We start from the raw sequence: 12,937 nt of genomic DNA, 5'->3' as shown, positions 1-12,937 counted from the left end.
TATTTTATTAATACGGTTTAAAACTCTTATTACGTCTTAACACTCCCAAAGCAATTATAATGCACCATCACAACAACAAGTTGATGCCTATTTAATATCAATACGCTGTTATTACATGTATGTAGTTAGAGATGGAGGAGAAATTCATTTAACCTCTGTATTCTCCTCCATCTCAGCCAAATACCTAATCTGCCGTTCCGCTTTTCTCACTGCTGTACGAAAATGTTTTTTCAGGAGTTCTACTGTATTTTCACTTATATAATATCTTTCCGTTATACTTTCCCACGTGTCACTACTTTCAAATGTACTCCATTCAAATGGGCGTTCTGTATTTTTCTTTAGTTCTTTAAACACCCATTTTCGCATCTTTTTTTTCGCTTTTTCTGTTAGTTTTCCGTTTTTTACAAGTTCAAGTTCACCATGTCTTTTGTATCGCTTATTAATATCTCTCTCGCTATACACTTTAAGAAGTATATTTGCTGTATTTTCAGCATCTGCTAAAGCACGGTGCTGTTTTCCTTCCCACGTTAAAGCGAGCTGTTCTACCGCAAATTGTAAACTTGGCGTATGTTCAAACAATTCCTCATATGCTTGGAAAACAAATTTTTGCAAATCAATTCTATTTTCTTTTTCTATACTTGGGCATTCAACACCATATAATGTACAATCATGAGATAGAAAGCGATAATCTTCTTTTCCCCATGAAACAAATATAGAACCTTCGCCGATGAACTGAATAAATTTCTCTATAATTCGAGGGAATTTTTCTACACCCATTAAATCTTTTTTCGTAATACCGGTTAATTTTGTTGTATGACGAGTTAATCGTGCACTTGGTTTTACTAACTCCGAAAATTCTTCAATTATCTTCATCGTACCTATTTCTATTTTTACAGCTCCGATATCAACTATTTCTGACGGATCTTCTGATTTATACGGTCTGAAATTCCTCTCAATATCAAACACAATAAAATGTGTAGCGTTTTTCAATTTATTTACCTCTTTCTAAATTCCTTTTCACACAAACACTTTATTTTCAGTATTTATTTATTCATGTACTTTATACAAAAATACTCCGAATAAATAAATGAAAATTCAGTCTCGTTATGATATGTAAGTAGGAGGACATCTATAAAAATGCAAAAAAAAGAAGGGCGAGCCCTTCTTTTTTCAAAAATTACTTCTTGTTTACGTTAGTAGCTTGAGGTCCACGGTTACCTTGTTCTACTTCGAAAGTAACTTCTTGACCTTCTTCTAAAGTTTTGAAGCCTTCGCCTTGGATAGCTGAGAAATGAACGAATACGTCTTCTCCGCCTTCAACTTCGATGAAACCGAAACCTTTTTCTGAGTTAAACCATTTTACTTTACCGTTTTGCATGAAAAAAATCCTCCTACAATGTACCTATATGTACATATTCATTTTCAACCACCTTACAATAATAAGCCAGATATTAAAAAACTGCAACCCCTGAGGAGATTTAACATTGCTATCCTCCTCGGAAGTTACAGCTCATTTAAATCTCTATATTATTAAAAGTAAAATGGTTTAAATATACTATATCATATCAATATAATAAAAGTAAAGTTTTTTTCTTAAATTATTTTTTGTTCCCACTGCATTGCTTTTAATTCACCTGATCCGGCTACTACATAACCATCTTTTTGATTAACAATGCGCCATCCGTGCCCTTTAACTGAATCACATACTGTAACAATACCTTCTTCAAGAAGCACACGGCACACACTACTAATACCCGCCTTATTTTGCGTTGAAGTTGTATATAAAACATGTTGATCTACACTTAAGTCTAAATAACTACTTGCTTTCTGCTCACTTTGACATGTGTGCCAATATATTTTTTCACTTGCAATACTTTCATCTATTTTACAATAAGAAATATTCCCGCTAACTCCCTTGCACGATCCACTTGCCGCTACTAAATAAGAATTGTGTAAAGTCAACGCGGAGATCATTTGATTCATCGCAATTTTAATGCTCTTTAATTTACGTGTCTTCAAATCAAAGAGCCAAACACCACCATATTTAGCATGTATTTTCGTACCAATAAATAAGTAATGTTTATATAAAAATAACGATCGAATAGACGGTGCCGCACTGCCATACTCAAGAAACGGATGAATAGTTTCCCATGTCGAACCGAAATTATTAGAAAGATACAGCATTTTTTCTCCATGAGCAACAACAGTTCCTTGTACATTGCTACATACATTCCAACTCGTTGCTTTTGTTGGAAAACGCTGAATTGTCCAGTTCTCTCCACCATTCATACTACGAATAAAAATCCCTTCGTCACCTACACCATAAACTACATTATCTTCGCTATGTAAATCCCTAATTCGTTTTTGAAAACCATTTAAAATTCGTTTCCATTCTCCGTCTTGTTCAACAAATAAGCCATTATATGTAGTAGCTAACAACAGTTTTCCATCTCTTAACTTTGTAATAGCAGTTGCACTTAACATTGTCTCCACGTTGACACTCCCATTCTTAGAACTTCTCAGCAAATGCAATTGCAAAATTACTGCATTTTTCAACATCCTCTTCATCTTCTGGAGCTAATTCAATTTTCAGCCCTTCTTGTACAAGCTCTGCACCGCGTTCCACAAGACGTTCTTCAAATATCGTTACCGCTTCACAAAACAGTTCATACGCCGTATCACCCGATCCGAATACCGCTACCTTTTTCCCAGCTAAATCTATATTTTCTAAGTCATCATGAAAATCTTCCGCTTCAAATGGTAATTCACCATCGCCCCACGTATAAGATCCTAAAATGATTCCATCATAAGCTAATAATTCTTCAGCATCCATGCCTTCCATTTCTTGCAATACTACTTCATGATCAAAAGCATCTAAACTAACTTTAATTAAATCAGCAATACTCTCTGTATTTCCTGACATACTTGCATAAGCTATTAAAATTTTTGCCACTTTGGCATCCCCCTCTAACAATAAATGATTCTCATTCTCATTATATTAATAATGATAATCAATTTCAATTGATTTTTTCTACTTTTATTTACATTTCACATTACTTATTTCAAATAAAGTGAAACTTTAATCAGCGGGGTATTCATCCCCCACCTAACTTCTTTGTTTCCGCTGAATTTTGAGGCGGGGGTCTTACTGCCCGGCAAATAGCGGGATAAAGTGAAAGTTTAATGAGTCCTCACCAATCAAGCTTTTTCAGACAGCCCACAAAGAGCGGAATAAATAAAAAAGCACAGATGACTATACAATCATCTGTGCTTTTTTATTACTTTTTAAAAATACCAAACGGCTTTCCAACTGGTAAAACAACTTTTCCGAAGTGTGTGTTTAACACTGCTGCTGCTGAACCGTAGAAAGATAATAATGAAATAAGAAGTTCAGAATATGCTGCTAAATTATGCATTGCGTGCGGCATAACACCTAAAGTACTTAATGAAAGACCAATAAATAAGAAATCAATAAGGACGAAGATCATAAATAATACTTTATGTGTTTCCATTGCACCAATCGTCATAAAGATTGTGAAAATCAAATATCCGATAAAGGCTACACCAAGCTGTTTTGAATCTGCAGCTTGTGCTAATTTTTCGCCAAATACTCCAAGTTGAATTAACCAAGTCATTCCAACACCTAACCAAAATAGGCCGTACGCACCAAATGCTGTCGTACCGAATGTATTGTTATGCTTTGCATCGTGAATGCAAGCAAAGATTTGTGCGAATCCTCCTAAAAAGATTGCCCATGGTAATACAAGTGAAACGCCATCTGTTAAGCCTAACTTTTGAGATGATGCTACAAGTGTTACCATCGCTAATCCAAATAGACCAATTCCAGATGGATCCGCTGTTGTCATTTTCACATGATGTGTAGTAGTTTGATTGCTCATATAAACCTCCTGATTATAAACATACTCGAATACAATACTTAAATCAGAAGCCTATGTCAATGGTTTTTTTTGTATGTTGTCAGACGTTATATTTTATAATGACTAAATATATTTTCGACCACTTCATAAGGTTTTATATTCACTTTTTCCAACTCGTTTATCGGTAGCCATAACGGAATATAACTTCCTCTATCTTCCCACTGAAATTCCTCAGCTGTTCCGCTTCCGAACACTCCGCCTGTAATATAGGCAGCATAATAATATTCATTTCCTTTATATTTTACCTTTGCAATAAGGTGCTCCACTTTTATATGTACCCCTAATTCTTCGTATACCTCTCTTTTCATTGCTTCTTCAGGCGTTTCACCTTCCTCAATCCCTCCGCCTGGAAAAACATAATATGTTTCCTCTTCTCGAATACGTTTTATAAGAGCGATTTTTCCTTCCTGTACAATGATAGCCGCCCCGCGATTTCTTATCATTTTATTACCTCAATACAAATCGCAACTGTTCCCCACTCTTTTTCTTGTTCTTTCGTATATATTTTGTATGTACTTTCTAACATTTCCTCTAAATTATCATTTTCACAATCCAATAATTTTTTATCGATTTGTTCATACATAGCTTTAAAGCTCTCGTATCGCTTTATTTCCGTTACTTTTACCGTCATCATTTCTTTTGTCGTAAGATTCGTAAATACGATTTCATCACCTTTGTTTATTAGTTGACGTTTTTTATCGTATAGGCGTACTTCATATACTTTTTTTCCTGATTGAATTGACTGAAACGGTTTATTATATAAACCCATTTCGTATCGCATACATCCCACTCCCTTTTGTTCATTTCACCTATTAATACAGTTCACATTACTACATCTTGCATATAATATTCCATACGTATCACTTAATTGAGAAAGGAGGCTGAAGAAGCATGTTATATTTAAATCAAAAACCTGAATATAATAAATATGATATTGGTGATTATACTTATAGTAAAGTAGGGCCAACCATTTTTTCTTGGAACGATGAAACAAAATTAAAAATAGGTAAGTTTTGTTCATTAGCAGAAGAAGTCGTTTTCATACTTGGCGGTGAACATCGCGCAGACTGGATAACAACTTATCCATTTAATGCACTTTTTGATGAAGGAGCACATATTACTGGTCACCCTTCTTCAAAAGGTGATATCGTAGTCGGCAATGATGTATGGATTGGTTATCAATCCTGCATTTTATCTGGTGTTACAATTGGTAACGGTGCCATTATTGGTGCAAAAAGTATTGTTACAAAAGACGTCCCTCCATATGCAATTGTGGCTGGTAATCCTGCAAAATTTGTTCGATATCGTTTCCCACAAGAAACGATTGACAAACTAGAGAATCTCGCATGGTGGGACTGGGACATTTCTGTTATAAAAGGAGCCATTCCATTACTACTCTCCGACAAAATCGACGAATTTTTCACCTCACCCGAAAAAGAATCTACATGATCAATACAGAAAGAGCATCCTTTTTTCCGGATGCTCTTTCTGTATTTATTTTTTATTTATTTGCAAATGATTACACGGAGAACATTGAAAAGGAATTTTCCCTAAGCAATTAAGATTCGTTTCACAAATTTGTTCTATCGTTGGAACAAATGGAATGACAACTATGTTACTTTCTACCATTTGTGTAACAGGTGGCAATACTGTGCCTACTTGATGTTCGAAACGAATACTCGCTTGATTTATATAATTTCCTGAACCATTTGGCGCGCTCTGCACTACTACTTGGAACGAAACTGTCCGTGCTTCACCTGGATTTAAATTTCCTATAATAAAACCTGATACTGGGTTTACATTTGGCACTAGCGTATTATCAATCGTTACAGTTCCAAGGACAAATTGAACACTACTATCTAACATATCTTGAAAACGAATATTTTGTATTGCTGTATCCCCCGTATTTGTAATAACTGTCGTAAACGTAATAACATCGCCAATTGTTGCTGCCTGTAAATTTGCCGTTTTTACGACTGTCGTTGAGACATTTTGAGGAATAAACGGGATAACAACTGTATTGCTATCACCTTCAACTACTACTGGCGGCTCATTCGGATTTACAGTTGCGAGCCCATTTGCTATAGCAGTATTTGTAACTAAATTATTTATTTGTCCTCCTGTTATTACAACTTGGAAATTAATAATTGCTGCGTCATTTGGCTGAAAATCACCTAACGGAATACCAGTATTCGGGTTAGCGAATGGAAAAGGTACATCATTTACCGTTACCGTGCCATTTATAAATAGCGTATTCGGATCAATGATATCTGTTAACACAATGTTGGTCACAGGGACTGTACTATCATTTATAACAGCGATTCCGTAAGTGACAACATCCCCTATCATTGCTACTTCAAAGTTTGCTCCTTTTGCAACAAATAAGATTGCAGTATTTACCGTCACTATAACTGTATTGCTCGTATCCATCACTGTAACTGGCGGCTCCCCTGGTACTAAAATATATTCTGCTAACGCCCCAGCAACGTTCACTACTGTACCACCATCTGGAAAGCTCGTAATCGTAGCTTCATATGTTACAATCGCCGTCTCACCGACTGGAATGTCTACAATCGTAAATCCAACCTGCGGATTTACTCCCGGACGAGCTACTCCATTTACAGTTACACTATTTGGTACAAAAACAGCTTCCGGAGATAGGACATCAATAAATTGAATATTCATCGCATCAGCAGTACCAGTATTTAATATTCGAACCGTATACTTTACTGTTTCTCCTACTCCAACAATTGAATGATCTACTTCTTTTTGCATATCTAAACTGCCTCTATTTACTGGTGTGACTGTCGTATTACTTGAATTCGTAATTGTAAACGGAGGTTCTCCTGGAATTAATTCAAAATCACCCGTTACTCTTGCTGTATTCATAATGCTACTAGAAGGCGGAACTGCGATTACATTTACTTCAAATGTAATTAATACGCTATCCCCTACTGCAAGATTAGGCAATACAAAGCCTACAAATGGATCTAAACCTACTTGCGGAATCCCATTTATTTGTACACTTCCAGGAACGAATTCTAAACTAGGTGATGGAACATCGATAAACTGAACATTCGTTGCTGTTACCGTTCCCGTATTTGTAACTTGCACACTATACGTTAACGTATCTCCTAATCGTGTCGCTTCTTTATTTACAGATTTTATAACGCTGAATCGTCCTCTATTCACTCTAGTTATCGTCGTATTACTCAGCTCTGTTACTACAACCGGTGGCTCTCCTGGCACTAAAGTAAAGCTTCCTGTTATATTTGCAACGTTCGTAATTGTTCCTGATGACGGGATGTTTGTAACTGTCGCTTGAAACGTCACTATAACTGTTTCACCTACCGGTATATCTCCAACTCCAAATCCAGTAATCGGATTTAAGTTTGGTTGCGGGGCTCCATTTATCGTTACACTATTTGATACAAATGACGCACCTGTTGAAATCGTATCAATAAACTGAACATTGTTAGCTGTTACTGTTCCTGTATTCGTTATTTGGACCGTATACGTTAATATATCTCCAACGAGAGTAGCAACCCTATTTACTTGTTTAATAACATTAAATTGCCCTCTATTTACAGTTGTAAGTGTTGTATTGCTCGATTGGTTTACTATAACTGGTGGTTCTCCTGGTACTAATACAAAACTTCCCGTTACATTTGCCGTATTGGCAATTGTTCCGTTTGTCGGCACACTAACAACAGTTACTTGGAATGTGACTTCTACACTTTCACCTGGATTTATATCTGGAAGCGGGAATCCATTATTCGGATTGAATCCAGGTTGTAACACACCGTCTATCATTACACTGTTCGGCACGAATGCTATAGAGGAAGGTAATACATCACTATATTGAACATTTGTCGCTATCACTGTTCCTGTATTTTGAACTACTGTTGTATATGTGATTGTATCGCCTACTGCAACAACCGGCTGACTTACTGATTTTAAAACATTCAAACCAGATTCATTGATTTCTGTTAATGTCGTATTACTTGTCGTTGTTTCCGTAATAGGCGGTTCTGTTTCACTTACAGCAAATGTAGCTGTAACGTCTACAAAATTAACAATCGTTCCACCTTCTGGTATGCTTGTAACCACTTCCTGATATGTGACAAGTACAAAATCATCGACAGGTATATCTGGAACTGTAAAACCAATGAAAGGATCTAATCCTGGTGCTGGTACCCCGTTTATGCTCACACTTCCTGGTACAAATGCTACACCCGCGGAAGTAGTATCGATAAATTGAACATTCGTCGCTGGCACTGTTCCGAAATTAAAAATCAATACATCATACGTTAATATTTCTCCTACCGTCGCTACTTCTTTATCTACTAGTTTCAATGGAAAAATAAACGCTATATTAATTGTCGTAACGACTAAATTTGTTAATATCGTTTCCGTAATCGGTGGTTCCTGCGGATTTGGTTGTGAAGTAAATGTAACATCTGCATCATTTAATATGACTTCATTATCTGGAATTTCTGTAATCGTCACTTGGAATGTGACCTCAATACTTCCACCAGCGATTAATAATGGAGTAACTGTAAATCCTATTTCTGGATTTAATCCTGGTTGCTGCACTCCACCTATCGTTACACTATTGTCAACAAACGTCGTCCCTTCTGGAATGACATCTTGGAAGAGTACATCTGTAACAGGGATAATTCCTACATTCGTTATTAGCACTGTATACGTTAATACATCCCCGACAGCCCCAGTTGCAACATCAACTGTTTTTGTTGCTGTTACTTCACCAGGAGGAGGTAACGGTATTGTAACTACCGTTGTATTACTTGAATTCGTTGTTGTTACAGGTGGTTGTAAAGGATTCAATAAGAAAGTGGCTGTAGCAGATGCTGTATTTAATACTGCTCCACGTGTAGACGGTGCAACTACCGTAACTTGGAACGTTACTGTCAATGATGTTCCAGCTGCAATATTAGGAAGCGGGAAACCAATATTTGGATCAAATCCAGGTTGAGGCGTTCCATTTATCGTTACACTATTTGCTACAAATGTTGTTTCTAAAGCAATTGGATCAAGGAAAGAGACATTCGTTGCTGTTACTGTACCGTTATTTCGAATGACAACAGAATACGTGTAAGTTTCTCCAAGTGCTGCTTGTTGTACAGATGAAGATTTTTGTATATTTAACTGTGCTGTGTTTACTTGCGTCACTACAAAATTACTATTTGTAACAGTCGTTATTGGAGGGTTTGCTGGATTTATAAGAAAACTTGCAGTAACGTTCGATTGGTTTCTTATATTTCCACCGCTCGGAATACTCGTCACTGTAACTTGAAACGTAATCGTAGATGTTTGCCCGACCGGAATATTTGGTACTGGGAAACCTACCATAGGATCCGCACCTTGCTGAACGACTCCATTTATCGTCACACTATTTGCTACAAAGGCAGTACCAGACGGAATTGGATCTTGAAAAACAATATTCGTTGCAGGAACAGTTCCTGTATTTTGAATAAGAATCGTATACGTTAACGTATCTCCTACACCGGCTTGTGGTGTATTTACACTCTTCATTACATTAAGTGATCCTACATTCACTCGCGTCACGACAATATTACTAATCGTTACAATTGTAATTGGTGGCTGGAGAGGACTTACTTGGAAATCAGCAGTGACATTCGCATTATTCGGAAGAACTCTATTTGGTGGTATACTCGTGATTGTCACTTGAAAAGTGACCGTCACCATACCTCCTACTGGAATATTAGCAAGTGGAAATCCAGTTGTCGGGTTTAAACCTGGTTGAGGTGTCCCGTTTATTGTTACACTATTCGCTACAAAAGTGGTTCCAACTGGAATCGGATCAAGGAATGATACATTTGTCGCTGCCACCGTTCCACTATTTTGTATACGGACTGTATACGTTAACGTATCTCCTACACCGGCTTCAGTAGCACTTACACTTTTCATTACATTTAACCCTGAAGAATTCACGACCGTCATAACAGTATTACTTGGTACTGTTACAGTAATCGGTGGCTCTGTTGGATTTACAAGGAAATCTCCAGTTACATTCGCATTATTTACGACATTATTTCCTTGGGGAATTTCATCAATTAATACTTCAAACGTAACAATAACACTGGCGCCAGTAGGCAAATCATTTAATGGGAATCCAAGTCCTGGATCTGCCCCCTCTTGTAAAACACCATTAACCAATACACTATTTTCAATAAATAATGTCCCTTGTGGAATTGAATCTTGAAAAAATACATTTGTAGCTGGTACACTACCTGCATTTATAACTTCGATTGTATATACTAAAACATCTCCTACCGTCGCAACATCTGTATTCACTGATTTCACAACTTCAAAGTTTCCTGATTGTACTGTCGTATTCACAACATTACTCGGAACATTAATTGTCACTGGTGGTTCACTCGGATTCACTTGAAAGCTTGCTGTTACATTCGCTTGATTTAAAATATCTTCATTTTCTGGATCCTGTACAATTAACACGTCAAATGTGACTACAACTGTTTGAGCCGCAGGAATATTCGGAAGAGAAAATCCTGTATTCGGATTTAGTCCACTTTGCTGTACTCCATTAATTGTTACAGAATTTGCAACAAATGAAACAGCAGAAGAAATAGGGTCTTGGAAAAATACATTTGTTAACGGAACGTTCCCTGTATTTTGGACGGCAATTGTGTATGTTAAAGTATCCCCTACTGCTGCTTGCATTGTATTCACTTCTTTTATTACATTCAAACCACCTGTATTAACTTGTGTCACAACTGTATTCGTTAGTCTATTAATTGTTATCGGTGGCTGATTTGGAATAACGACAAAATTAGCAGACACATTTCCGCGATTCGGAATCGTACCTCCTGACGGCGTAGATGTTACTCGTACTTGAAATGTAACAGTCCTACTTCCGCCAGGAGATATATTAGCTACCGTAAACCCACTCGCTGGATTTGCCCCAGGTTGTGAAACCCCGTCCACAGTCACACTATTTGCGATAAAAGTCGTTCCAATTGGGATTGGGTCTTGAAAAATAACGTTCGTTGCAAGTACATTTCCTGTATTTTGAATTGTTACCGTGTACGTAAGAACGTCGTTAACCGTTGCAAAAGCTTTATCCACTGTTTTTCTCATTGTTATATCAGCTATATTAATTGTCGTAACTACAGTATTACTTGTCGCTTGCCCTGAAACTGGTTGTTGACCAGGCACTGGAGTAAAGGTAAATGTTGCACTTGCACGGTTTGGAATTGGATTGACAAGAGGGTTCGATGTTACTCGAACTTGAAAGCGCACTACAGTCGTTTGCGAAGCATTAATACTTCCTAGATTAATACTACTTGCTGGATTCGCTCCTGGACGCGCTACTCCATTTACTGTAACGCTATTTGCGACAAATGTTGTTCCAGCAGGGATACTATCAACAAAAATAACATTGTTCGCAGTGACGTTTCCATTATTTGTGACATTAACTGTGTACGTTAATACATCATTAAGCGTTGCCGTCTGTAAATCTACAGATTTCTGCATACTTATGGTTGCTTGATTCACTGTCGTTTGTACTGTGTTTGAAGAAGACGTACTTGTAATAGGAGGACTACCAACGAAAGGACGGAATTGATATGACACCATTGCACGATTTAAAATAGGATTGGGATTCGGGAATGATGTTATTCGAACTTGAAATGTAACAATTCTTTGCGTGTTATTTGGGATTGTACCTAAATTAATTCCATTAGCTGGGTTTGCATTCGGCTGTGTTACTCCCTCTACCGTAACACTACCTGCAACAAACGTCGTTCCGTTCGGAATACTATCACGTAATACAACGTTTTCTGCACTTCCTGTTCCTGTATTTGGGACCGTAATCGTATAAGTGAGAGTATCCCCTACCCCTGCGACTGTTCTATTAACTGATTTAACAGGATTAATAATTGGACCTGTTGCATCAATTTGAACACCAAAACCAGCTGCAGCGTATCCATCTCCATTTGTAACGAAGCGAACAGTTGCTGACGTTTGATTATTTACTAATGATGCAGAGGCATTTACATTCGTAATATCCCACCCTTGTCTTCGGATCGCTAAAGCTATCCCTAACGGCTGATTCAAATTTCCAAATGTCCCGGTTGTATCTAACTCTCCAATGTCATTACAAATTTGAGACTGGAAGAAATTATTCGCAGGGTTTCTCGGTCCGAATAATGCAACTGTAGCATTTGCATTCGGTCCAAAGCGAAGTTGATCTCCAACAATGTTAGAATCGCCTTCTTGAGCAGTTACGAGTACTCTTCCTGTAACAGCTCCTGTTGCCGGCGTAGCAAATCCTGAAATAGTAGCATCAACTGGTGGTGATGAAGCATCAATAATTTCTTGGCCTGCATATACTGACAAATTTCGAAGTGGTAAACTTGCATTTTGATACACAACCTCAAGCGTCCATCCAGCTGAACGACTGATTGTCGGGTCGGCTGAAGTTCTGGCAGCAGGCACAGCACCCGTTGTATATGTGCCTGCCCCACCTGCACTAACAAGATTCGTTACATTGGCAGAGCGAGCATAATAAAACTGATTTCCTACTGAACCTTGCTGCGCGGTAGCAGGATCTGGCGTAACAGAAAACGTCCCTGCTGGCGTTGTAAATGTAATGTTATCATTTAAAAATGGTAAAACATCTTCCGTATCAGTCCGGAAAGTACCAGCCCAAACTAATTCTGCATATAACACACTGCTTCCCGCTGGAAGATTTAAAATTGCACTTGAAGAATTCAATTGCCATTCATCTGTTGTCCCTGCTGGGAATCCTGGTACTTGCAATGCTGTATTTACTGTCGTAAACACAGCAAGTGTACCAAAAATATTACCTGGTGCAGGTGATGTAGGGCTAAGTCCCAGCGTATTCCCAGTAAACGTGACGGCACCAGGTACCGTTGTCGTAAAACGATTTATAAAAGGCACACAATCATCTCATTTCATTTATAGTAAAAAGT

General features: G+C 37.5%; 9 protein-coding genes. 1 reads left to right on the top strand and 8 read right to left on the bottom strand.

Annotation, left to right across the window (positions count from 1 at the left end; all coding sequences use genetic code 11):
- Positions 1–144 precede the first annotated feature (144 nt).
- The 7 genes from ACTFRY_RS06840 to ACTFRY_RS06810 all read right to left on the bottom strand — a co-directional run bounded on the left by ACTFRY_RS06840 (position 145) and on the right by ACTFRY_RS06810 (position 4,719).
- Positions 145–990, bottom strand: coding sequence for an exonuclease (locus ACTFRY_RS06840; protein ID WP_000786421.1), 846 nt, complete (start codon positions 988–990; stop codon positions 145–147).
- A gap of 187 nt (positions 991–1,177) precedes the next feature.
- Complete coding sequence (cspB, locus tag ACTFRY_RS06835; RefSeq protein WP_001179150.1) at positions 1,178–1,378, bottom strand: cold shock-like protein CspB; 201 nt, start codon at positions 1,376–1,378, stop codon at positions 1,178–1,180.
- 215 nt (positions 1,379–1,593) lie between these two features.
- Positions 1,594–2,493, bottom strand: a complete 900-nt coding sequence (locus ACTFRY_RS06830; RefSeq protein ID WP_061663838.1) for a WD40/YVTN/BNR-like repeat-containing protein — start codon at positions 2,491–2,493, stop codon at positions 1,594–1,596.
- Positions 2,494–2,509: 16 nt separating this feature from the next.
- The gene (locus ACTFRY_RS06825; RefSeq protein ID WP_001062752.1) at positions 2,510–2,953 is read right to left on the bottom strand and encodes a flavodoxin; all 444 of its coding nucleotides are present in this window, start codon (positions 2,951–2,953) and stop codon (positions 2,510–2,512) included.
- Positions 2,954–3,278: 325 nt separating this feature from the next.
- Entirely contained in the window at positions 3,279–3,899 is a 621-nt protein-coding gene (locus tag ACTFRY_RS06820) for an acetate uptake transporter (protein WP_000070938.1), read from the bottom strand.
- A gap of 86 nt (positions 3,900–3,985) precedes the next feature.
- Positions 3,986–4,381, bottom strand: a complete 396-nt coding sequence (locus ACTFRY_RS06815) for an NUDIX hydrolase (RefSeq protein ID WP_000620826.1) — start codon at positions 4,379–4,381, stop codon at positions 3,986–3,988.
- Positions 4,378–4,719 (bottom strand): ASCH domain-containing protein, encoded by a 342-nt coding sequence (locus tag ACTFRY_RS06810; RefSeq protein ID WP_061663839.1) that lies wholly within the window; start codon positions 4,717–4,719, stop codon positions 4,378–4,380. The genes ACTFRY_RS06815 and ACTFRY_RS06810 overlap by 4 nt, the downstream gene beginning before the upstream one ends.
- 110 nt (positions 4,720–4,829) lie before the next feature.
- Here ACTFRY_RS06810 and ACTFRY_RS06805 point away from each other — a divergent pair, with 110 nt between their 5' ends.
- Positions 4,830–5,387, top strand: coding sequence for a CatB-related O-acetyltransferase (locus ACTFRY_RS06805; protein WP_000966300.1), 558 nt, complete (start codon positions 4,830–4,832; stop codon positions 5,385–5,387).
- A 45-nt stretch (positions 5,388–5,432) separates the two neighbouring features.
- Here the strand turns inward: ACTFRY_RS06805 and ACTFRY_RS06800 are convergent, their stop codons facing one another.
- Entirely contained in the window at positions 5,433–12,905 is a 7,473-nt protein-coding gene (locus tag ACTFRY_RS06800; RefSeq protein ID WP_086391353.1) for a DUF7507 domain-containing protein, read from the bottom strand.
- Positions 12,906–12,937 lie beyond the last annotated feature (32 nt).

This window comes from Bacillus cereus group sp. MYBK195-1 (assembly GCF_051916605.1).
GTDB lineage: Bacteria > Bacillota > Bacilli > Bacillales > Bacillaceae_G > Bacillus_A > Bacillus_A cereus.
The sequence above is the reverse complement of the archived record's forward strand: the minus strand, read 5'-3'. Positions and strand labels throughout refer to the sequence as shown.